The following is a 22,975-nucleotide window of genomic DNA, read 5'->3' on the forward strand; positions in this document are numbered from 1 at the left end:
CCGGCCGTGTCGCATGAGGCGGGCGCTGTGGATCCTCGCCGTGCTGCTCAGCCACTGGCGGCGGCATCCGATGCAGCTCGCCACCCTGCTGATCGGCCTGATCTCGGCCACCGCGCTGTGGAGCGGCGTGCAGGCGCTGAACCAGCAGGCCCGCAGCTCCTATGATCGCGCCGCCGCGATCTTCGGCGGGGCGCGCACGCCGATGCTGGTCGCGCGCGACGGCAAGATGCTGCCCTCGAGCGTGTTCGCCGAGCTGCGCCGCGCCGGCTGGCCGGTGTCGCCGGTGGTCGAGGGCCGCGTGCAGATCGACGGGCGGTCGATCCGGCTGCTCGGCATCGAGCCGTTCAGCATCCCGAAGGAGGTCGGCGATGCGCCGATGGTCGGCCGCAGCGAGCTCGAGGCGTTCCTCACGCCGCCGCATCGCACGCTGATCGCGCCGGAGACGCTCGCGGATCTCGATCTCAAGGAGGGCGCGACGCCGCGGCTCAGCAACGACGCCCAGCTGCCGCCGCTGATGGCGCAGCAGCAGCTGGCGCCCGGCGTGCTCGTGGTCGACATCAGCGACGCGCAGCGGCTGCTGGACAAGCGCGGCCAGATCTCGCGGCTGCTGGTCGGCAAGACGGCGGGCCAGCACGCGCCGCTGCAGAGCTTCGCCGACGGTCGGCTGCAGCTCGTCCAGCCCGAGGCCGAGACCGACCTGGAGCGGCTGACCGACAGCTTCCATCTCAACCTCACCGCGTTCGGCCTCTTGTCCTTCGTCGTCGGCCTGTTCATCGTCAACTCCGCCATCGGCCTCGCCTTCGAGCAGCGGCTGCCGGTGCTGCGCACCTTGCGCGCCTGCGGCGTGTCGGCACGGCAGCTCAACGCCGTGCTGATCGGCGAGCTCATCGCCTTCGCGCTGGTCGCGGGCGTGGTCGGTCTCGTCTGCGGCTATGTCATCGCGGCGACGCTGCTGCCGAACGTCGCCGCCTCGCTGCGCGGCCTGTATGGCGCGCAGGTGCCGGGCGAGCTCAGCCTGCGTCCGGAATGGTGGCTCGCCGGCCTCGTCATCAGCGTGGCCGGCGCGCTCGCCGCCGCCACCACCAGCCTCGTCAAGTCGATGCGGCTACCGATCCTGTCGACCGCGCAGCCCTATGCGTGGCAGGAGGCGCAGCGGCGCTGGCTGCGGCTGCAGAGCGCGGTCGCGCTCGCCTTCTTCGTCGCCGCCGGCCTGCTGCTGTGGCTGGGGCAATCGCTGCTCGCCGGCTTCGGCGTGCTCGCGGCGATGATGCTCGGCGCGGCGCTGCTGCTGCCGGCGATTCTCGAGCTCGTGCTGCGGCTCGGCGAGCGCGGCGCCAAGGCGGCGCTGCCGCAATGGTTCTGGGCCGACAGCCGGCAGCAGATCTCGGGCCTGTCGCTGGCGCTGATGGCGCTCCTGCTGGCGCTCGCCGTCAATGTCGGCGTCGCGACCATGGTGGAGACGTTCAGCCGCACCTTCCTGGTCTGGCTCGACGGCCGGCTCGCCGCCGACATCTACATCAGCGCCGCCGACGAGGCGCAGGCGCGCGACATCCAGAGCTGGCTGCGCACGCAGCCCGAGGCGCAGGCGGTGCTGCCCGGCGGACGCGCCGAGACGCAGCTCGCGGGCGCGCCGATCGACGTGCTCGGCCTGCCCGATCACGCCACCTATCGCGACCACTGGCCGCTGCTGCAGGCCGGCCCCGACGCCTGGAAGCAGCTGGTGCGCGGCGATGCCGGCTTCGTCAGCGAGCAGCTGGCGCGGCGGCTCAACCTGTCGCTCGGCGATGCCATCGACATTCCCGCGCCGGCCGGCGACTGGCACATCACGGTGGCCGGCATCTATGCCGACTACGGCAATCCGAAGGGCCAGGTCACCGTGAACGTCGCCGCGCTGACGCGGCGTTTTCCGGCGACGCCGATCACGCGGATGGCGGTGCGCGCAGCGCCCGCCGACGTGCCCAGGCTGATCGCTGATCTCGGCGAGAAGTTCGGCCTCGACGGCCGCAACGTCGTCGACCAGGCCAACATCAAGCAGGAGTCCAAGCAGATCTTCAACCGCACCTTTGCGGTGACCGGCGCGCTCAACACCTTCACGCTCGGCGTCGCCGCGATCGCGCTGCTCACCAGCCTGCTGACCTTGGCGAACTCGCGGCTGCCGCAGCTCGCACCGCTATGGGCGATCGGGCTGACGCGGCGGCGGCTCGCCGAGGTCGAGCTGTTGAAGACGCTGTCGCTCGCCGGCCTCACCGCGCTGCTGGCGCTGCCGCTCGGGCTCGTCGTGGCATGGTGCCTGATCGCGATCGTGAACGTGAAGGCGTTCGGCTGGCGGCTGCCGTTCGACGTGTTTCCGCTGCAGCTGATCCGGCTGCTGGTCGTCACCCTCGCCGCGGCGCTGGTCGCCTCGCTGCTGCCGGTGCTGCGGCTGGCGCGGATGCAGCCGGCGCAACTCGTGAGGACCTTCACCATTGAGCGCTAGAGCGACCATCACGCGACGTCGTCTCATCGGCGGGCTCGGCCTGCTGATGCTGCCGCGCCTTGCCGGCGCGCAGGGTTTTGCGGGCCTCGCCGACAGCGCCGACGGCTTTGCGCCGGTCACTCCGGGCAAGACGTTCACCTTCCCGGCCGACCACGGGCCGCACAATGATTTCCGCATCGAGTGGTGGTACATCACCGCCAATCTCAGCGACGCCGGCGGCAAGGCCTACGGCCTGCAATGGACGCTGTTCCGCTCGGCGGCGCGGCCGGGGCCGCAGGCCGAGGGCTTCGACAATCAGCAGCTCTGGATGGCGCATGCGGCGGTGACGCGCGCCGACAGCCATCGCTCGACCGAGAAATACGCGCGCGGCGGCATCGGCCAGGCCGGCGTCGAGATCAAGCCGTTCCAGGCCTGGATCGACGATTGGCAGCTGCGCGGCACCGACACCACCGACGACCAGTCGCTGGCGCCGCTCGACATGAGCGCGAGCGCATCGGACTTCTCCTATATGCTGCACCTGGAGGCGGATCATCCGGTGGTGCTGCAGGGGATCGGCGGCTACAGCCGCAAGTCCGAGCGCGGCCAGGCGTCGTACTACTACAGCCAGCCGTTCTACCGCGCCCGCGGCCGCATCAGCTTCGACGGCACGCCGGTCGAGGTCACCGGCCACGCCTGGCTCGACCGCGAATGGAGCAGCCAGCCACTGGCCTCCGACCAGAGCGGCTGGGACTGGTTCGCGCTGCATTTCTCGGGCGGCGAGAAGCTGATGCTCTACCGGATGCGGCAGGGCAATGGCGACTACACATCCGGCACCTGGATCACGGCCGACGGCGCGTCGCGCCCGCTCGGCCCCGACGGCATCGCGATGCGGCCGACCGAGACGGTTGCGATCGGCGAGCGCAAGCTGCCGGTCGGCTGGCACGTCGCGATCGTGTCCCTCGGCATCGCCATCGATACCGCGCCGCTCAATCCGAAGGCCTGGATGGGCACCCGCGTGCCGTATTGGGAGGGGCCGATCAGCTTCACGGGCAGCCACACCGGGGTGGGCTATCTCGAACTGACCGGGTATTAGAGCGTACCAAACACGGGGGGACCACAATGTACCACTTCACCGCCATCGTCACTTTGCTGGCGCTGCTGCTCTATTTCTACATGTCGATCCTGGTCGGCAAGGCCCGCGGCACGTATGGCGTCAAGGCGCCGGCGATCTCCGGCAATCCGGATTTCGAGCGCGTCTTCCGCGTCCAGATGAATACGCTGGAATGGCTGCCGATCTTCCTGCCCGCGCTGTGGCTGTTCGCGATCTATGTCAGCGACGCCGTCGCGGCGCTGATCGGCCTGGTCTGGATCGCCGGCCGCGTCATGTACATGACGTCCTACGCCAAGGCCGCCGAGAAGCGCGGCCCCGGTTTCGGCGTGCAGGCGCTGGCCGCGATGGCGCTTCTGGTGGGCTCTCTCCTCGCGATTCTCTGGCGCATGCTGCACGGCTGACCGCGCCGGCCTCCGCCGTCGTCCCGGGCTCAACCCGGGACCCAGAGCCACCGGCGGGCGTTGTGAGCACGACAGCCCAACCTCCAGCCTGCCCCAAGATAGATCACGCGGTATGGGTCCCGGCTCAAGGCCGGGACGACACCTCTTGTTTGGCACCGATTCGCGCGATCACTTCGTCAACGGACAGCCGCTGTCCTTGGCCGAGAAGAACGCCTTGTCGCCGGGCACCGTGGCGAGCTGCTTGTAGTAGTCCCACGGCTTCTTCGATTCCGACGGCTTCTTGACCTCGAACAGATACATGTCGTGGACCATGCGGCCGTTGGCGAGCACCTTGCCCTGCGCGAAGGCGTCGTCGACCGGCAGCTCCTTCAGCTTGGCGGCGACGGCGTCGGAGTCCTTGGTACCGGCGGCCTTCACCGCCTTCAGATAGGACAGCGTGGCCGAATAGGTGCCGGCGTGGATCATGCTGGGCATGCGTCCGGTCCGCTTCATGAAGCGCTCGCTGAGGGCGCGGGCCTTGTCGTCGTGGTCCCAGTAGAAGCCCTCGGTGAGCACCAGGCCCTGCGCCGCCTCGAGGCCGAGGCCGTGCACCTCCGACAGGGTCATCAGCAGGCCAGCCAGCTTCTGCCCACCCTTGACGATGCCGAATTCGGCGGCCTGCTTGATCGAGTTGGTGGTGTCGAGGCCGGCATTGGCGAGCCCGATGATCTTGGCCTTCGAGCTTTGCGCCTGCAGCAGGAAGGACGAGAAGTCCGACGAGTTGAGCGGGATACGCACCGAGCCCAGCACCTTGCCGCCCTTCGACGTCACGATGTCGCTGGTGTCCTTCTCCAGCGCATAGCCGAAGGCGTAGTCGGCGGTCATGAAGAACCAGCTGTCGCCGCCGGATTCGACCAGCGCGCCGCCGGTGCCGACCGCGAGCGCGCGGGTGTCATAGGCCCAGTGGAAGCCATAGGGCGTGCAGGCATCGCCCGTGATGCGCGAGGTCGCGGCGCCGACCACGATGTCGATCTTCTTCTTCTCCTTCGACAGCTCCTGGATCGCCAGGGCCACCGAGGAGGTCGTCAGCTCGGTGATCATGTCGACACCCTCGGTGTCGTACCAGCGCCGCGCGATCGTCGAGGCGAGATCCGGCTTGTTCTGGTGGTCGGCGGTGACCAGCTCGATCTTCTGCCCCAGCACCTCGCCGCCGAAATCCTCGATCGCCATCTTGGCGGCCTCGACGGAGTATTTTCCGCCGTAATCGGCGTAGACGCCGGACTGGTCGTTGAGGATGCCGATCTTGACCTGTGCCGAGGCTGGCGCGGCCACCATCAGCGCCCCAACCGCAGCAAAAGCCAGCAAGCCCGATTTCATATGCTCTCTCCCGGAGTTTCTCGTTGTGACCCGTCATTCGCTTGGGAATGCGGCCTCATGTTATGCCAGAACCCCGGCCGCGCCCATCCCTTCCCGCCCCGGGCCAAACGGGACCGAGAGCCGAGTTGAGAGCGTGGGGCTCCTCCGCTACACTCCGGCCCAAGCAACAAAGAGCCGTCCCGCGAGGATGGCGCGTGTGGAAGGAAACAGCCCGCCGTCGTGACGCGCCGTCGCGCCACGTCGCCTGTCCGTCCCGCCATCGCGCGCCGCGGAATTCCGGCGGGCCCAGGGGAGGACCCATGTATACCGGCAAGCACGCAAGGCTGCGCCCGCTGCAGCCCGCCTTCATCATGGCCTCGACCGGCGAGGCGGTGACCTATCGCGAGCTGGAGGCGCGCTCGAACCGGCTGGCGCGGCTGTTCCGCAAGCGCGGGCTGAAGCGGCTCGACCACTATTCGATCTTCATGGAGAACAACGATCGCTATCTCGAGGCGTGCGGCGCCGGCGAGCGCTCGGGCCTGTACTTCACCTGCGTCAATTCGTACCTCACGCCCGGTGAGCTCGCCTACATCCTCAACAACAGCCAGTCGCGGCTGCTGATCACCTCAGTCGCCAAGCTCGACGTCGCGCGCGAGGCGCTGAAGGAGGCGCCTGGCATCGAGCTCTGCATCGTCGCCGATGGTCCCGGTGAGAGCGATCGCATCGTCGGCCTTGCTGAAGCCACCGCCGGCCTGCCGGCGACGCCGATTCCCGATGAGAGCGTCGGCACCGCGATGCTGTACTCCTCCGGCACCACGGGCCGGCCGAAGGGCATTTTGCGGCCGCTGCCCGAGCAGCCGCCGGTGCAGCAGCTGCCGATCTTCGACTTCCTGGAGAAGCTGTGGCGCTATCGCGAGGGCATGATCTATCTGTCGCCGGCGCCGCTGTATCACTCCGCGCCGCAGGCCGCCGTCAACCTCACGATCCGCTCCGGCGGCACCGCCATCATCATGGAGAATTTCGATCCGGAGCGCTATCTGCAGCTCGTCGAGCAATGGGGCATCACCCACTCGCAGCTGGTGCCGACGATGTTCTCGCGCATGCTGAAGCTGCCCGAGGAGGTCCGCACCCGCTACGACCTGTCGTCGCTGGAGGTGGCGATCCATGCCGCCGCGCCCTGCCCGGCGCAGGTCAAGGAGGACATGATCCGCTGGTGGGGCCCGATCATCCACGAATATTACGGCGCCACCGAAGGCCTCGGCTTCACCGCCTGCGACAGCGAGCAATGGCTGGCGCATCGCGGCACCGTCGGCAAGGTGCTGTTCGGCGACCTACACATCCTCGATGAGCACATGCAGCCGTGCCCGATCGGCACCGCCGGCACGGTGTGGTTCAAGACCGGCTCGCCATTCGAGTATTTCAACGACCCCGAGCGCACCCGGGAGGCGCGCTCCGCCGACGGCACGATGAGCACGGTCGGCGACGTCGGCTATGTCGATGCCGACGGCTATCTCTATCTGACCGACCGCGCCACCTTCATGATCATCTCGGGCGGCGTGAACATCTATCCGCAGGAATGCGAGAACCTGCTGATCACGCATCCGAAGGTCGCCGACGCCGCAGTGTTCGGCGTGCCCAATGCCGACCTCGGCGAGGAGGTGAAGGCGGTGATCCAGCCGATGTCGGGCGTCGTGCCCGGTCCCGAACTCGAGGAGGAGCTGATCGCGTTCTGCCGGCAGTCGCTGTCGCGGCAGAAGGTGCCGCGCTCGATCGACTTCGAGAAGGAGCTGCCGCGGCTGCCGACCGGCAAGCTCTACAAGCGCCTGCTGCGCGACCGCTATTGGGGCAACAAGACCTCGCGGATCGTGTAACGCGCCGCGACGGCGGGTTGATCCTGGTCAAGCGGATGCGGCGCGACGTCGGTATGCTCTTGAGATTGCGAGCCAGCCATTTCGCGAGACCACACATGCGCGCCCATCAGATCATGACCAGATCCGTGATCACGGTGACGCCGGGAACCCCGGTGGCCGAGGCGGCCCGGATCATGCTGCGCAATCATATCGGCGGACTGCCGGTGGTCGATGCCGCCGGCCAGCTCGTCGGCATGGTCACCGACGGCGATTTCCTGCGCCGCGCCGAGCTCGGCACCGAGCGCAAGCAGGGCCGCTGGCTCGATCTGCTGGTCGGGCGCGGCCGCATCGGCGCGGATTTCGTCCACTCCCATGGCCGCACCGTCGGCGACATCATGAGCCGGCCGGCGGTGACCGTCAGCAGCGACGCCAGCCTCGCCGAGATCGCCGAGGTAATGGAAAAACGCGGCATCAAGCGACTGCCAGTCATGAGCGGAGACCAATTGGCCGGCATGGTGACGCACACCGACTTCGTCCAGACGCTCGCCGATCTCGCGACCGCCGTGCCGGCCCCCAGCCGCGACGACGACGAGATCCGCGGCGCCATCCTCGACGCGCTCGATGAGGCCGCCTGCAAGCACTGCCGCTTCAACGTCGTCGTCCGCAACGGGATGGCACATCTGACCGGTGCCGTGCGCACCGAAAAGGAACGGGCGACGGCGCTGGTGGCCGCCAAGAGCGTGCAAGGCGTCAGGGACGTGCGCGATCACATGTGGATCTACCCGCCGCCGGAGGACGAGTTCGGCGGCGGCGACATCGTGTCGCTGCAGGAGCAGCCGTCGACCGACGACGACCAGCCGCTGTAAAGGAGTGCCGCCGTTGCGTCCGGCCATCGCGCTGTCGATCCTGCTTTCCCTCCCGGTGCTGGCCAGCGCGGCGGCCGAGGACCTCGATCATGGGCGCCAGCTCGCCGAACGCTGGTGCGCGGAGTGTCACGCCATCGGCGGCGAACCCGCCAAGTTCCGCCGCGCCCGGCCATTCGTCGCCATCGCCTCCAGGGAGGGGATGACGAAGGAGATGCTGGTGAAGTTCCTGCTGCTTCCACATGCCACGATGGCCAGCAATCCGCTGAACGCGACCGATGCGGCCGACCTCGCCGGCTACGTCCTGAGCCTCCGGAAATAGACGCCCCGGCGGCTGCCCGGGCCGGACCCGGTAGCCTGATGCGCCGGCCTCGCGCGGCGCGTTGACGCTCGCGCGGCGGCCATCGGCACAGCCTGTCAGATCCCCCGGAACAAAATTGTGAGGTCGGCGTTACGTGTATTCGCCGCCGTGAGCTGGACCAGCGAGTTCGAGCAGCGCGGTCGTTTGCGCCGGCGAGCATCCTGTCCTCGTTGCCGAACAACCAACAAGAAGCAGCGAACGAGATAGCCCTTGCATTCGTACACAAACAAGTTGGTAATCTCGTGTGCGACGTCTTCTCTTTCGTCGTGCTAGCAAGGAGCATGCGACGTGCACGGACTGCCCGGCGCCTCCACCGCCTCTCCTGCGATCGACGACACGGCCTATCTTGCCGCGATCATGCGGTCGTCGGCAGATGCCATCCTGAGCACGACCACCGACGGCATCGTCCGCAGCTGGAACGCGGCCTGCCAGGCGAAGCTGGGCTACAGCGCGGACGAGATGATCGGCAGGTCGATCGCCGAGATCATCCCGGCCGAGCTCCGCGACGAAGCGCTTCGCATCCGCCAGCGCGTCGCCCGCGGTGAATCGGTCGAGAACTTCGAGACGGTCCGGCTGGCCAAGGGAGGCCGGCCGATCGAAGTCTGCGTCACCTTCTCGCCGATCCGGTGCGACGGGGTCGGTGCGATCATCGGCATTTCCGGGGTGCTTCGTGACGTCACGCAACTGAGGCAGACGGAGCGCAGCGCGGCGATGCTGGCGGCGATCGTCGCATCCTCCTCGGACGGTGTCGTCAGCAAGACGCTGGACGGCACCATCACCAGCTGGAACAAGAGCGCCGAGCGCATCTTCGGCTTCTCCGAAGCCGAGATGATCAACCGGTCGATCCGCACCATCATCCCGGCCGAGCGCCAGGCCGAGGAGGATCGCATCCTCGCCACCGTGCTGTCCGGCGAGATGATCGACAATTTCGAGACCGTGCGCCTGCGCAAGGACGGCGCCCTGATCGACGTCTCCGTGACGGTCTCGCCGGTGCGCGATTCCGCCGGCCGCATCATCGGCGCCTCCAAGATCGTGCGCGACATCACCGACAAGCGCCAGACGCGGGCGCAACTGCGCACTCTCCTGGCCGAGGTCAATCACCGCAGCAAGAACATGCTGTCGCTGGTGCAGGCGATCGCGCGGCAGATGACCCGGCATGGCCGGCGGCTCGACCTCGACCGCTTTCTGGAGCGGCTGCAGGCGATCGCGAGCAACCAGGACCTGCTGATCGAGAACGACTGGCGGTTCATTCCGCTCGGCGACCTCGTGCGCTCGCAGCTCGGCGCATTCCGCCACCTGATCGGCAACCGCATCGCGATCGACGGACCGCAGATCGAATTGACGCCGGAAGCGGCGCAGGCGATCGGCATGGCCGTGCATGAGCTCGCCACCAACGCGGCCAAGTATGGCTCGCTCTCGGGCGGCGACGGTCGGGTCATGCTCGGCTGGAGTCGCGACGGCGACCATTTCGACATGAGCTGGCGCGAGAGCGGCGGGCCGCCGGTGTCTCGCCCGGAGCACAGCGGCTTCGGCGGCCGCGTGATCTCGGACATGGTGCGGGCGGGACTCGATGGCGAGGTGGAGGTCGAGTTCGCGCCGTCAGGACTGCGCTGGCATCTCAGATGCCCCCTGCAACGCATCAGCCGCGGCAACAGCCATGTCCGCCGCTGACAAGATCAACGTCCTGATCGTCGAGGACGATCCGATGATCGGCTTCGATCTGTCGATCGAGCTCGAGGAGGCCGGCTTCGCCATCGTCGGCGTCGCGCCCAGCGTGAGCAAAGCCCTGCATCTCCTGCAGCGCAACCGCTGCGATCTCGCCGTTCTCGACGTCAATCTCGGCGAGGAGACCTCGGCCCCGATCGCCCGCGCGCTGAGCGCGGCCGGCGTGCCCTTCGTCGCGGTCACCGGCTATTCCGTCGATCAATGCCCGGAGGAATTCGCCACCGCACCGCTGCTGTCGAAGCCGTTCCAGACCTCGCGGCTGGTCGCGACCTTGCGACGCCAGCTGCCGCGCTGAGGCGGTCGCGATGGCGGCGGCGGTGTTTGGCCGCGGCGCTCGTCAGGCAATTGATACGACGTGCTGGTCCGATGGACCTCCGACGTGGATCCGTGAGTGCCATGCCCCTCACCCGGATTGCTGCGCAATCCGACCTCTCCCAGCAAAAGCGCGGGGAGAGGTTGCACCTTCGATGCCGGGGGAGAGTGCCTCGATGACAATCTGCAAACCGTCGACATGATACGAGCCCTCCGCCGCGAGCACGCTGCGCTCCCTCTCCCCGTTCTTACGGGGCAGCGGGACGGGCGGTATTCGCCGAAAGGAGCTCCTTAACTTCTCCCGACAGCGCCGGGCATAACTGCAGCCATCACCCCGCGATCTCCACCACGATCCGTCCCGTCGTCACCTGATCGCCCTCGGCGACGTCGATGGCGCTCACGGTCCCGGACAGCCCGGCGGTGTGGACGTGCTCCATCTTCATCGCCTCCAGGGTCACGACCGGCTGCCCCAGGGCAACACGATCGCCGGGCTTGACGAGCACGGCGACGACGCGGCCGTTCAAGGCGGCGCGAACCCTGCCGTCGCCGCCGGCGGTCGCCGCGGACTGCGGCGCGGCCAGGGTGACGTCGCGCAGCGTCAGCGTTCGACCGCGATGCTGCATGAACAGCCGATCGCCGTCGCGCGCGAAGGACGCGCTGTCGGTGATGCCGGTGCGACGGACCCGGATCCCGTCGGCCGAGAGCGAGACGATGTCAAAGAGATGCTCAGCGCCCTCCAGCGTCACGCGATAGCTGCCGTCGCGCTCGCGCGAGAGCTCGCAATCGCGGATCGCGCCATCGAGCTCGAACCGCAGCGGCGTTGGAAACGCCGCGGCGATCGAGCGGCCGCCGCGGACGGGATGGGCGAGCGGATGACTGACCGACAGCAGCAGCGCGGCGAGCGCGACATCCGCCGCGCCGGAGTGCGTTCGCAGTTCGTGGCGATGCGCCGGGATGAACGCGGTCGTCGCCTTGCCGGCGGCGAATGCCGGATGCCGCAGGCAGCACAGCAGGAAGGCCTGGTTGGTGGTCACGCCGAGCCCGACCGCCTGCTCCAGCGCGCAGATCAATCGCGTGCGCGCCTCCTCGCGCGATGCGCCATGGCTGATCAGCTTGGCGATCATCGAATCATAGTCCGGCGGAATCGCCGCACCCGATTGCAGCGCGTGCTCGACGCGGATCGTCTCCGGCATCTGCCACAGCGCCATGCGTCCGGACTGCGGCATGAAGTCCTGCGCCGCGTCCTCCGAGCACAGCCGCACCTCGATGGCATGGCCCGAAAAGCCGATCTGCTCCTGACGCAGCGGCAGCGGCTCGCCGGCGGCGACACGGAGCTGCCATTCGACGAGATCGAGTCCCGTGAGCGCCTCGGTGACAGGATGCTCGACCTGCAGCCGCGTGTTCATCTCCATGAAGTAGAACTGGCCGTCGCCGTCGAGCAGGAATTCGAGCGTGCCGGCCCCCTCGTAGCCAATGGCCTTGACCGCCTGCACCGCGACGGCCCCCATGCGCGCGCGCAACTCCGGGCCGACGGCCGGAGACGGCGCCTCCTCGATCAGCTTCTGATGTCGCCGCTGCACCGAGCAGTCGCGCTCGCCGAGATGCACGGCGTTGCCATGGCTGTCGCCGAACACCTGGATCTCGATATGGCGCGGATTGGCGATCGCCTTCTCGAGGATGACGGTGCCGTCGCCGAATGCCGCGGCCGCTTCCGAACGCGCGCTGCGCAACGCGTCGGGAAACGAGCCTGCATCGCTGACCAGCCGCATGCCGCGTCCGCCGCCGCCGGCGACGGCCTTGATCATCACGGGGAAGCCGATACGCGTCGCCTCGCGCAGCATCGCCGCGTCGCCCTGGTCCTCGCCTTGATAGCCCGGGACGCAGGGCACGCCGGCGCGCTGCATGATCGTCTTGGCGCCCGCCTTGTTGCCCATTGCCGCGATCGCCTCGGGCGACGGGCCGATGAAGACCAGACCCGCGTCCTTGCAGGCCCTCGCGAAATCGTCGTTCTCGGCGAGAAAGCCGTAACCGGGATGCACGGCGTCGGCGCCGGTCGACTTGGCCGCGGCGATGATGGCCGCAATGTTGAGGTAGGATTGCGCCGGCGGCGCCGCGCCGATGCGGACGGCCTGGTCGGCGAGCCGGACATGCGGCGCGTCGTGATCCGCGTCGGAATAGACCGCGACCACGCCATGACCGAGTTGGCGGGCCGTGCGCATCACGCGCAGCGCGATCTCGCCACGATTGGCGATCAGCACCTTGTGGAACGGCCGGCGCACCATCTCCTGCTCTCCGCTCATGGCCTGGCCACCGAGAACTGCATTCGCTGCGGCTCGCGCGCCTCGGCCTCGCGGCAGATCGAAAGCACCTCCGCCAGCACCGCGCGGGTGTCGCGCGGATCGATCACGCCGTCGTCGAGCACCCGCGCCGAGGTCGCGAACACGTCCATCTGGCTGTCGAACACGCCGATGATCTGCGCCTTCATCGCCTCGAGCTTCTCGCGCTCGACCGGCTTGCCGCGGCGCGCCGCGGCCGCCTCCGTGACGATCGCCATCGTCTCGGCAGCCTGCTCGCCGCCCATCACGGCCGTCTTGGCATTGGGCCAGGAGAAGCAGAAGCGCGGATGGAAGCCGCGGCCGCACATGCCGTAGTTGCCGGCGCCGAACGAGGCGCCGCAATAGATCGTGATCTGCGGCACCGTCGCCGAGGTCACCGCCTGGATCATCTTGGAGCCGTGCTTGATCATGCCGGCCTCCTCATAGGCGCGGCCAACCATGTAGCCCGTGGTGTTGTTGAGGTAGAGGATCGGCGTGCGGCTCTGGCAGCAGGCCTGGATGAAGTGCGTCGCCTTGTTGGCGCCGGCCGGGTCGAGCGGGCCGTTGTTGGTGACGATGCCGATCGCCTGGCCCTCGAGCCGGGCATGGCCGCACACCGTGGCGGGCCCGTAATTCGGCGACATCTCGACGAAATCGCTGTCGTCGACGATCCGCGCGATCACCTGGCGCATGTCGACGGGACGCTTGTGATCGAGCGGCATGATGCCGAGCAGCTCGTCCTGGTCGTAGCGCGGCGGCTTTGCCGCGGACGCCTCGTGCGACGGCCGGTCCCAGTTCAGCTTGCCCATGATCTCCCGGGCGATGCGCAAGCCGTCGCGATCGTCCTCGGCGAGATAGTCGCCGAGGCCGGAGATCGAGGTGTGCATCTCGGCGCCACCGAGTTCCTCCTCGGTCGCGATCTCGCCGGTCGCCGCCTTCAGCAGCGGCGGTCCGGCGAGGAACGCACGGGTGCGGCCGCGCACCATCACGATGTAGTCGGAGAGGCCGGTCTGGTAGGCACCGCCCGCCGTCGATGAGCCGTGCGTCACCGTGACCACGGGGAGGCCCGCCGCCGACAGCCGCGCGAGGTTGCGAAAGATGTTGCCGCCGCGCACGAAGTCCTCGACGCGGTAGCGCAGCAGATTGGCGCCGGCGCTCTCCACCAGCTGCACGAAGGGCAGCCTGTTCTCCAGCGCCAGCTCCTGCACGCGCAGCGTCTTGTCGAGACCGTAGGGCTGCAGCGCGCCGGCATCGATGGCTGCATCGTTCGCCGAGACCATGCAGCGCACGCCCGAGACGAAGCCGATGCCGGCGATGACGCCGCCGCCCGGCACGCTCTTCGCCGGATCGGGCGTATCGAACATGTAGCCGGCGAGCGTCGACAACTCGAGGAACGGCGCGCCGGGATCGAGCACCAGCGCGACGCGCTCGCGCGGCAGCAGCTGACCGCGCTGATGGAAACGGTCCTTGGCCGCCGCCGACGCCTTGCGCGTCCGCGCCTCGAGATCGCGCATCCGCGCGATCAGGCCGAGCATGCCGTCGCGGTTGGCCTGGAAGGCGGCGCCGGTGGGAGAGATGGTGTTGTCGATGATGGCCACGACATGAGCTCTTTGTTGGGGCGTCATTCCGGGGCGCGACGCAGTCGCGAGCCCGGAATCCATCACCACGATCGGGAGTATGGATTCCGGGCCTCGCCCTTCGGGCGATCCCGGAATGACGAAGGGCTAAATCTCAGTTCACTGTCCCGAACATCTGCCGCGCCTCGGCAGGGCTCGCGATCTCACGCCCCGCGCGCCGGGCGCAGGCGGCGATCGCCTCGATGAGCTGGCCGTTCGAGGTCACCTTGGTGCCGTCGCCGAGATAGAACGTGTCTTCGAGGCCGGTGCGCAGATGGCCGCCGAGCTCGGCGCAGCGCTGGTGCAGCGGCCAGATCTCGGCGCGGCCGATCGCGGTGACCTGCCAATGCGCCTCCGGCAGCTTCAGCTTGAGCAGGATCGGCAGCAGCTCGGGATCCGCCGGCATGCCCGAGGCGACGCCCATCACGAAGTTGTATTCGAGCGGACCCGCATACATCCCGGTCTGGCGGTACATGCCGACGCAGCGCACGATTCCGACGTCGAAGCACTCGAACTCCGGGATCGTGTTCACATCCTTCATGACGGCGAGATAGTCGCCGATCTTCTCGACCGAATTGTCGAACATCATCGGCGGCCAGGCCCAGCTGTTGTCGGCCTTGACCTTCAGATAGTTCAGCGAGCCGGCATTGCAGGCCGCGATCTCCGGCCGCGTCTCGCGGATGCAGTCGAGCGCGCCCTGATAGTTGGGGCCCGACACGCCCGAGGTGTGATTGATGATGACGCCCGGGCAGGCCTCGCGGATCGCCTGCTGGATCTCGCGCGAGACGGCGACCTCCCAGGACGGCAGGTGGCCCTTGCCCGGCGCCTGCTGGCGCAGATGGATGTGCATGATCGCCGCCCCCGCGTCATAGGCGCGGCGCGCCTCGCGCGCCATCTCCTCCGGCGTGACCGGCACGTGATGCTGCCTGGGATCGGTGAGCACGCCGTTCAGCGCGCAGGTGATGACGGCTTTGTTGCTCATGCAGGACCTTGACTGATGACGACGGCCGGCTCGCGACCGTCGTCATCATGCGCAAGGCGCCGACAGGCCTGCTTGCGTCAACGCGCTAGGGCCAGATCCTGGCTGATCTCGCCGCTGCGATAGATCGCGAGGTCGCGCGAGCCGGAGAAGATCGCGCGCGGCTTCAGGCCGTAGAAGCGGCGGATCGAATGGCTGAAATGCGTCGAATCGGGATAGCCGATGTCCTGCGCGAGATGCGCCAAGTTGAGATCCTGGTTGGCGTAGTTGAGCAGGTGCCGGGCGCGCTTCCAGGCGCGGAACGAGCGGAAGGAGATGTCGGTCTCCTCCTTGAACAGATGCAGGAAGCGGGAGGTCGACAGACCCACGGCGGCGGCGCAGCTCTCGGCGGTGGCCGGCTCGCCGGAGAAGCGGCTGATCAGGCCGATCGCCTTGACGACGCGCGGGTCGAGCGTCCGTTGCGGCAGCACCTCGCCGAAGCACAGCCGGTCGAACACCGCGCTGGTGACGTCCCCGGAAAGCGGCCGCTGCGCGAGCTCCTCATAGGCGGCGCGGATGCGGCAGGCATAGGCCGCCGCCTCGCGCGCGACCTTGGCTGCGAAGCGGTCCAGCGTGCCGATCGGCACGCTCTCCGGCTCCATGGTGACGACGATGACGGTGCGGTAATCGCTCTCGATGGTGTGCTGCTTGTTCGGCGGCACCACCAGGAGCTCGCCGCACCGCGCCTCACCGGCCTCGGGCAGCAGCCGCAGGCTGCCGGTCAGCGCGACATAGATATGGAACGCGCCCGAGCAGCGCTGGCGCGGCCGGCCGAGCAGCCCGGCGTAGAAGACGCGCTCGGGCGTGATCAGCATCAGATGGCCGGAGTCCCGGCGGGTCACATCCATGGTCTTTGCATCCATGGGATTCGCATCCATGGGTCTTCCTCCTGAGGCGCAGCTCTGTCGGCCGCTTCTTTGGAAGAGAACCATAGCGCAATTCGCGCCGCTGTCATCGGCGACGACTGCCGATTTTTGTCGCGGTTAACTCACCGGATTCAAAACGCCGTCATTCCGGGGCGATGCGCAGCATCGAACCCGGAATCTCGAGATTCCCCGATGCGCTATTGCGCATCTGAGGTCTGGTCCTTCGGACCGTCCCGGAATAACGGAAGCCCCGGAATGACGTGCGCAACTCACGGCCTGACGCGCGGCTTGATGCCCTGCTCCACGCCGGCGCGCTGCTCGGCGGCGCGTGCCCGCTGGTAGCCGTCGCGCTGCTGCAGGCGCGCCCAATAGGCGGCGACATTCGGCCCGAAATCCTTGGCGAGGCCGAGCGTGTCCGCCAGGCGCAGCGCATAGCCGATCACGATGTCCGCGGCCGTGAAGCGGCCGGCGCTCAGGAATTCGGCATTCGCGGTCGCTGCCTCCACGGCGCGCAGCCGGCCCAGGAACCATTTGGCGTAATCCGTCGCGACCTGCGGCGAGCGGCGCTCCTCCGGCTCGAGCTGCGTGTATCGCAATACCAGCGTCTGCGGGAAGGTGAGCGTCGCGTCGGAGAAATACATCCAGTTCAGGAACGCGCCGTAATCCTTCTCCTCAGGCCCAACCATCAGCGGCGTCGGGCCGTGCCTGACACCGAGGTAATGGCAGATGCCGGAGGACTCCGTCATCTTCGTCTCGCCGTCGATCAAATAAGGAATCGTCCCCAGCGGATTGATCGCCAGATACTCCTTGGCCAGCACCCGCGGCGGGAACGGCAGCATCTTCAATTCGTAGTTGGCCCCGAGCTCCTCCAGCATCCAGAGCGGGCGGAACGAGCGGGCGCCGTCGCAATGATACAGCGTGATCATCAGGCGTTCCCCGCCTTGGCCATGCCCGGCAAGGTGCCCATCATCTTGCACAGGATCGTCAGCATCACCTCGTCGGCGCCGCCGCCGATCGAGCTCAGCCGCGAATCACGATAGGCGCGGCTGACCGGCGTCTCGTTCATGAAGCCCATGCCGCCCCAATATTGCAGGCAGGCATCGGTGAGCTCGCGCCCGAGCCGTCCGGTCTTGAGCTTCACCATGGTCGCAAGCCGCGTGACGTCCTCGCCGGCCACCAGCGCCTCCGCCGCCTGATAGGTCAGCGCGCGCAAGAGCTCGACCTCGGTCTGCAGCTCGGCGAGGCGGAAATGGACGACCTGGTTGTCGAGGATCGAACGGCCGAACGCCTTGCGGTTGCGGGTGTACTCGATGGTCGCATTGATGATCGCCTCATGCGCCTTCAGGCAGGCGGCGCCGGCCCACAGCCGCTCCTCCTGGAACTGCATCATCTGGTAGGTGAAGCCCATGCCCTCCTCGCCGACCCGGTTGCGCTTGGGCACCCGGACATTGTCGAAGAAGATCTGCGCGGTGTCGGACGAGCGCATGCCCATCTTGTCGAGCTTGCGCGCGACCTGCACGCCCTTGCTCTTCATCGGCACGCAGATCAGCGACTTGTTGCGGTGAACCGGGCCGTCGCTGGTGTTGGCGAGCAGGCAGATGAAGTCCGCCTGCGTGCCGTTGGTGATCCACATCTTGCCGCCATTGATGACGTAGTCGTCGCCGTCGGAGCGCGCCTGGGTCTTGATCGAGGCGACGTCGGAGCCGGCACCGGGCTCGGAGACGCCGATGCAGGCGACGTAGTCGCCGGAGATCGCCGGCGCCAGAAATTCCTTGCGCACGGTGTCGGAGCCGAACCGCGCCAGCGCCGGCGTCGCCATGTCGGTCTGCACTCCGATCGCCATCGGGATCGCGCCGCAATTGATCGCGCCAAGTTCTTCCGCCATCATCAGCGCGTAGGAATAGTCCAGCCCCTGACCGCCGAACTCCACCGGCTTGTTGAGGCCGAGAAAGCCGAGGTCGCCGAGCTTCTTGAACAGCTCATGCGCCGGGAAGATGCCGGCCTCCTCCCATTCGTCGACATGAGGATTGATCTCGGCGGCGATGAACTTCTGCAGGATGCGGCGCGGTTCGTCATGGTCGGCGGTGAAGAGCATTTGGTTCCTCTCGTCATTCCGGGGCGCTCGCGATAGCGAGCGAGCCCGGAATCTCGATGTGCTTTCGTTCATTGCGACACACCCGTCATTCCGGGGCAAGGCCGCAGGCCTTGAGCCCGGAATCCCGAGCTTGTCTGGCGTTCGTATCTTACAACCTCGGGATTCCGGGTTCAGCCCTGCGGGCTGCCCCGGAATGACGCGCACGTGCGGTGAGAGCGGCTCACAATCCCATCTGCCGGCTGGCCAGGTCCTTCATGATCTCCTCGGTGCCGCCGCCGATCGCATTGACCTTGACCTCCCGATAGATGCGCTCGACGCGCACGCCGCGCATGAAGCCCGCGCCGCCGAAGATCTGCACGGCCTCGGAAGCGCAGTACGCCATCGTCTGCGTCGCCTGGTTCTTCATCATGCAGATTTCGGCGACGGGATTATCGCCCTGTTCGAGCCGCCACGCCAGCATCTCCAGCATTGCCTGCGAGGCCGCGACGCGCTGCGCCATATCGACCAGCTTGTGCCGGATCACCTGGTGCTGCGCCAACGGCTTGCCGAAGGTCTGCCGCTCTTTCGCATATGCAATCGCATCGTCGAGGCAGACGCGGGCGAACGCCGTGCAGCTCGCCGCCATGCCCATCCGCTCGCTGTTGAAATTGTGCATGATCAGCTTGAAGCCTTGCCCCTCCTCGCCGATCAGGTTCTCGGCTGGCACGCGGCAATTGTCGAAATGCAGGGTCGCGGTATCCGACGCCCACCAGCCCATCTTGTTCAGCCTGATGCGGGTCAGCCCGGGCGTGTCGCCGGGAATGAGCAGCAGGCTGACACCCGCCGGTCCCGGCCCGCCCGTGCGCACGGCTGTCGTGATGTAGTCGGCGCGCACGCCCGAGGTGATGAACGTCTTCTCGCCACTCACCACGTAATGATCGCCGTCGCGTACCGCCTTGGTGCGGAGATTGGCGACGTCCGAGCCGCCGCTCGGCTCAGTGATCGCGAGTGCCGAGATCTTGCGTCCCGCTAGAATCTCCGGCAGCACCTTCGCGCGCACCTCCGGCCGTGCCGCGCGCGCGATCGGCGGCGCGCCGATGCTGTGGCTCATCAGGCTGGCGCTGACGCCGCCGATGCCGGCCCTCGCCAGCTCCTGCGACGACACGATCTTCATGAACTGATCGGCGGCCACACCGCCGAACTCTTCCGGGAAGCCCAGGCCCAGCAGGCCGATCTCGGCTGCCTTGGCATAGAGCGCGCGCGGAAACTCGCCGGCCTCGTCCCAGGCGTTCGCGAATGGCGCGATCTCCTTGTCGACGAAGCGCCTGATGACGTCGCGGAAGGCCTCGTGCTCGGCCGTATAAAACGGGCTTTTCGTCATCGATGCCGGGCTCTGGTTGCTGCTTCGGCAGGATGACCGGAAGCCGAGGTATCGCCTTGCGTCGAGGCGCTGGCGGCCGAAATCGCGCCCGCCCAGGCGCGCATTCGTGACGACCAACCAGCGCCTTGACGCAAGACAGTGCAACGCACTCATCGGCCCACTCGCGGCCAAAAACGCCGCGTGTCCCGGCGTCCGGGAAGACGGGACACGCAGGCCAGAGACCATCGCGAGCAGGGCGGCATCAGATCGCCTGACACCAGGAGGAACCGCGTGCCAGTACGATATTACGACTGGATTGCGCATCATGCGCGGAGGACGCCGGCCAAGACCGCCATGGTCGATCTCGGCAGCGGCCGCCGCTTCACCTATGCGGAAGTCGACGCCCGCGTCGCCCGCCTGGCCGGCCATCTCCGCGACACCTGCAGCGTCGGCCGCGGCGACCGCGTCGCCGTGCTGGCGCTGAACGCGACCGATACGCTCGAGGTGCAGTTCGCCTGCTTCCGCGTCGGCGCCATCTTCGTGCCGCTCAACACGCGCCTCACCGTTCCCGAGCTGCAGTTCATCGTCGGCGACTGCGCGCCGAAACTGATGATCCATGACGACGACCTCGCCGACACCGCGCTCGCGGTGAGCCGGCTGTGCGGCGTCGCCTCGGCGCTCCGCTATGGCCCGGGCGGCAGCTACGAGCGGGCGGTCGCGACTGCAAAACCGCTCGCCGCGATCGAGCCGGTCACGCTCGATGACGTCTCGACCATCATGTACACGTCGGGCACGACGGGCCAGCCGAAGGGCGCGATGATCACCCACGGCATGACGTTCTACAATTGCGTCAATCTCGGCGGTCCCGCCTACATCACGCCGTCCTCGGTGCTGCTGACCGTGCTGCCGCTGTTCCACACCGGTGGGCTCAACTGCTACACCAATCCGGTGATGCATGTCGGCGGCACTGTGCTGATCATGCGCGCCTTCGATCCCGGCCAGGCGCTGCAACTCATCAGTGACCCCGCCCAGGGCATCAACGTGTTCTTCGGCGTACCCGCGATCTACCAGTTCATGGCGCAGCATCCGGCCTTCGCGACCGCCGATTTCAGCCGGCTGGTGATCGGCGGCGTCGGCGGCGCGCCGATGCCGGTACCGCTGCTCGAGACCTGGGAGAAGCGCGGCGTCGCGCTGCAGCAGGGCTATGGCATGACCGAAACCTCGCCGGCCGTGCTCGCGCTCGACCGCGAGGATGCCGCGCGCAAGGCCGGCTCCGCCGGCAAGCCGGTGCTGCATACCGAGGTACGCATCGTCCGCCCCGACGGCAGCGATGCCGACATCGGCGAGCTCGGCGAATTGTGGGTGCGCGGCCCGAACGTGACGCCCGGCTACTGGAACCGGCCGGACGCCAACCGCTCCTCCTTCACCGACGGCTGGCTGCACACCGGCGATGCGACGCGGGTCGACGACGAAGGCTTCTACTACATCGTCGACCGCTGGAAGGACATGTACATTTCCGGCGGCGAGAACGTCTATCCGGCCGAGGTCGAGAGCGTGCTGCATCGGCTCGACGCCGTGGCCGAGGCCGCCGTGATCGGCATCGCCGATTCGCAATGGGGCGAGACCGGCATGGCGATCATCGCGGTCAAGCCCGGCCACAGTCTGAGCGAGGCCGAGATCATCGCGCACTGCCAGGCCAATCTCGCCCGCTTCAAATGCCCGCGCACCGTCCGCTTCGTCGACGCGCTGCCGCGCAACGCCACCGGCAAGATCCACAAACCGACCCTGCGCAAGAGCTATGCGACGGCCTCGGCCGTCGATCTCGTCCAGCAGGCGTCATGAGCGACCCGCGGCGTCGCCGACGCCGCGGATATCAGACCAACACCCACAAGACCAACCAGAGGAAGCCCAGGGAATGTTGCCGACGACGACCAGGACTCTGCTGTCTTTTGCGGCTGCTGCCGCATTCTCCGTCTTGGCGAGCCACAGCGCGCTCGCTCAGAAGAAATACGACACCGGCGTCACCGACACCGAGATCAAGATCGGCAATGTCGAGGCCTATAGCGGCCCGGCCTCGGCCTACGGCGTCATCGGCAAGACCGAGGAAGCCTATTTCAAGATGATCAACGATCAGGGCGGCGTGAACGGCCGCAAGATCAACTTCATCTCCTATGACGACGGCTACAGCCCGCCCAAGACGGTCGAGCAGGTGCGCAAGCTGATCGAAAGCGACGAGGTGTTCCTGGTTTTCAACGCGCTGGGCACGCCGACCCAGACCGCCGTGCAGAAGTATCAAAATGCCAAGAAGGTGCCGCAGCTGTTCCTCGCCACCGGCGCCAGCAAGTGGAACGACCCGAAGGATTTTCCGTGGACGATGGGTTTCCAGCCCAGCTACCGCGTCGAGGCGCGGATCTTCGCCAAGTACATCCTGAAGGAAAAGCCGAACGCGAAGATCGCGATCTTCTACGCCAATGACGATTTCGGCAAGGACTACGTCCTCGGCATCAAGGAGGTGCTCGGCGACAAGGCCAAGACGATGATCGTCGCCGAGGAGAGCTACGAGACCTCCGAGCCGTCGATCGACGCCCATATCGTCAAGGTCAAGGGCACCGGCGCCGACGTGTTCGTCAACATCGCGACGCCGAAATTTGCAGCGCAAGCGATCAAGAAGATCGCCGAGCTGGAATGGAAGCCGATGCATCTGATGACGGACGTCTCGATCTCGATCGGCGCCGTGATGAAGCCGGCCGGCCTCGAGGCCTCCGAGGGCGTGCTGTCCGCCGGCTATCTCAAGGATCCCTCGGATCCGCAGTGGAAGGACGACGAGGGCATGAAGAAGTTCATGGCCTTCATCGACAAGTACATGCCCGGCGCCAACATCTCCGACGCCAACCTCGCCTATGGCTATGCCGCGGCGCAGACCATGGTGCAGACCCTGAAGCAGTGTGGCGACAACCTCACCCGCGAGAACGTCATGAAGCAGGCCGCCAGCCTGAAGGACTTCGCGCCGGACACGCTGATCCCCGGCATCAAGGTCAACACCGGCCCGAACGACTTCGCCCCGATCGAGCAGCTCAAGATGATGCAGTTCAAGGGCGGCAAATGGGACCTGTTCGGCGACATCATCAGCGCCGACGTCGGGGGATAAGCGAGAAACACCGGCGCGCCGAGCCCGCGTTATGGCGCCGGCGCGGCCATGGCTGCCCTGAGGCGCCGCTGCTAGCTTGAGCCGGCCCCCCGCAGCGACGGCAGTCGGCTCCCCTCCCCCTTGCGGGGAGGGGTATCGCATATGACGGCGCAGCTTTGTGCACGT

At 67.4% G+C, this 22,975-nt stretch carries 18 protein-coding genes; 10 read left to right on the top strand and 8 right to left on the bottom strand.

Annotated features, from left to right (window positions below; genetic code table 11):
* Positions 1-13 precede the first annotated feature (13 nt).
* Genes BRAS3809_RS29980 through BRAS3809_RS29990 form a run of 3 tightly spaced genes read left to right on the top strand, consistent with a single transcriptional unit; the run spans position 14 to position 3,967 of the window.
* Entirely contained in the window at positions 14-2,476 is a 2,463-nt protein-coding gene (locus BRAS3809_RS29980; protein ID WP_008965771.1) for an FtsX-like permease family protein, read from the top strand.
* A complete protein-coding gene (locus tag BRAS3809_RS29985; protein WP_008965772.1) occupies positions 2,466-3,548 on the top strand; it encodes a lipocalin-like domain-containing protein in 1,083 nt (360 codons plus the stop codon). The genes BRAS3809_RS29980 and BRAS3809_RS29985 overlap by 11 nt, the downstream gene beginning before the upstream one ends.
* 26 nt (positions 3,549-3,574) lie before the next feature.
* Entirely contained in the window at positions 3,575-3,967 is a 393-nt protein-coding gene (locus BRAS3809_RS29990; RefSeq protein ID WP_008965773.1) for an MAPEG family protein, read from the top strand.
* A 168-nt stretch (positions 3,968-4,135) separates the two neighbouring features.
* Here BRAS3809_RS29990 and BRAS3809_RS29995 read toward each other — a convergent pair whose 3' ends face one another.
* Positions 4,136-5,323, bottom strand: coding sequence for an ABC transporter substrate-binding protein (locus BRAS3809_RS29995; RefSeq protein ID WP_008965774.1), 1,188 nt, complete (start codon positions 5,321-5,323; stop codon positions 4,136-4,138).
* A gap of 299 nt (positions 5,324-5,622) precedes the next feature.
* Here BRAS3809_RS29995 and BRAS3809_RS30000 point away from each other — a divergent pair, with 299 nt between their 5' ends.
* From BRAS3809_RS30000 to BRAS3809_RS30020, 5 genes are all read left to right on the top strand, one after another.
* Complete coding sequence (locus tag BRAS3809_RS30000) at positions 5,623-7,173, top strand: AMP-binding protein (RefSeq protein WP_008965775.1); 1,551 nt, start codon at positions 5,623-5,625, stop codon at positions 7,171-7,173.
* Positions 7,174-7,268: 95 nt separating this feature from the next.
* Positions 7,269-8,018, top strand: a complete 750-nt coding sequence (locus BRAS3809_RS30005) for a CBS domain-containing protein (protein WP_008965776.1) — start codon at positions 7,269-7,271, stop codon at positions 8,016-8,018.
* Positions 8,019-8,031: 13 nt separating this feature from the next.
* The gene (locus BRAS3809_RS30010; protein WP_035659399.1) at positions 8,032-8,337 is read left to right on the top strand and encodes a c-type cytochrome; all 306 of its coding nucleotides are present in this window, start codon (positions 8,032-8,034) and stop codon (positions 8,335-8,337) included.
* 327 nt (positions 8,338-8,664) lie between these two features.
* Positions 8,665-10,047 (top strand): PAS domain-containing HWE histidine kinase family protein, encoded by a 1,383-nt coding sequence (locus BRAS3809_RS30015; protein WP_008965778.1) that lies wholly within the window; start codon positions 8,665-8,667, stop codon positions 10,045-10,047.
* Positions 10,034-10,396, top strand: coding sequence for a response regulator (locus tag BRAS3809_RS30020; RefSeq protein WP_083839191.1), 363 nt, complete (start codon positions 10,034-10,036; stop codon positions 10,394-10,396). Before BRAS3809_RS30015 ends, BRAS3809_RS30020 begins: the two co-directional genes overlap by 14 nt.
* A gap of 346 nt (positions 10,397-10,742) precedes the next feature.
* Here the strand turns inward: BRAS3809_RS30020 and BRAS3809_RS30025 are convergent, their stop codons facing one another.
* From BRAS3809_RS30025 to BRAS3809_RS30055, 7 genes are all read right to left on the bottom strand, one after another.
* Positions 10,743-12,695: an acetyl/propionyl/methylcrotonyl-CoA carboxylase subunit alpha gene (locus tag BRAS3809_RS30025; RefSeq protein ID WP_008965781.1), complete on the bottom strand. Its 1,953-nt coding sequence runs from the start codon at positions 12,693-12,695 to the stop codon at positions 10,743-10,745.
* Between the two features lie 14 nt (positions 12,696-12,709).
* On the bottom strand, positions 12,710-14,326 hold the full coding sequence (locus BRAS3809_RS30030) for an acyl-CoA carboxylase subunit beta (RefSeq protein ID WP_008965782.1): 1,617 nt from the start codon (positions 14,324-14,326) through the stop codon (positions 12,710-12,712).
* Between the two features lie 133 nt (positions 14,327-14,459).
* Positions 14,460-15,326, bottom strand: coding sequence for a beta-keto acid cleavage family enzyme (locus BRAS3809_RS30035; protein ID WP_008965783.1), 867 nt, complete (start codon positions 15,324-15,326; stop codon positions 14,460-14,462).
* A gap of 77 nt (positions 15,327-15,403) precedes the next feature.
* Entirely contained in the window at positions 15,404-16,210 is an 807-nt protein-coding gene (locus BRAS3809_RS30040; protein WP_035659402.1) for a helix-turn-helix domain-containing protein, read from the bottom strand.
* Between the two features lie 287 nt (positions 16,211-16,497).
* A complete protein-coding gene (locus tag BRAS3809_RS30045) occupies positions 16,498-17,154 on the bottom strand; it encodes a glutathione S-transferase family protein (protein WP_008965785.1) in 657 nt (218 codons plus the stop codon).
* On the bottom strand, positions 17,154-18,323 hold the full coding sequence (locus tag BRAS3809_RS30050) for an acyl-CoA dehydrogenase family protein (RefSeq protein ID WP_008965786.1): 1,170 nt from the start codon (positions 18,321-18,323) through the stop codon (positions 17,154-17,156). The genes BRAS3809_RS30045 and BRAS3809_RS30050 overlap by 1 nt, the downstream gene beginning before the upstream one ends.
* A gap of 220 nt (positions 18,324-18,543) precedes the next feature.
* Positions 18,544-19,683 carry an acyl-CoA dehydrogenase family protein gene (locus BRAS3809_RS30055; protein WP_008965787.1) on the bottom strand — a complete coding sequence of 380 codons (1,140 nt, stop codon included), beginning with the start codon at positions 19,681-19,683 and terminating at the stop codon, positions 18,544-18,546.
* Positions 19,684-19,953: 270 nt separating this feature from the next.
* On the opposite strand from BRAS3809_RS30055, the gene BRAS3809_RS30060 reads away from it, so the two are divergent.
* On the top strand, positions 19,954-21,504 hold the full coding sequence (locus BRAS3809_RS30060; protein ID WP_008965788.1) for an acyl-CoA synthetase: 1,551 nt from the start codon (positions 19,954-19,956) through the stop codon (positions 21,502-21,504).
* Positions 21,505-21,577: 73 nt separating this feature from the next.
* Positions 21,578-22,810, top strand: coding sequence for an ABC transporter substrate-binding protein (locus tag BRAS3809_RS30065; RefSeq protein WP_008965789.1), 1,233 nt, complete (start codon positions 21,578-21,580; stop codon positions 22,808-22,810).
* The last annotated feature ends 165 nt before the right edge of the window (positions 22,811-22,975 follow it).

The sequence above is a fragment of the Bradyrhizobium sp. STM 3809 genome (assembly GCF_000239795.1).
Taxonomy (GTDB): Bacteria; Pseudomonadota; Alphaproteobacteria; order Rhizobiales; family Xanthobacteraceae; genus Bradyrhizobium.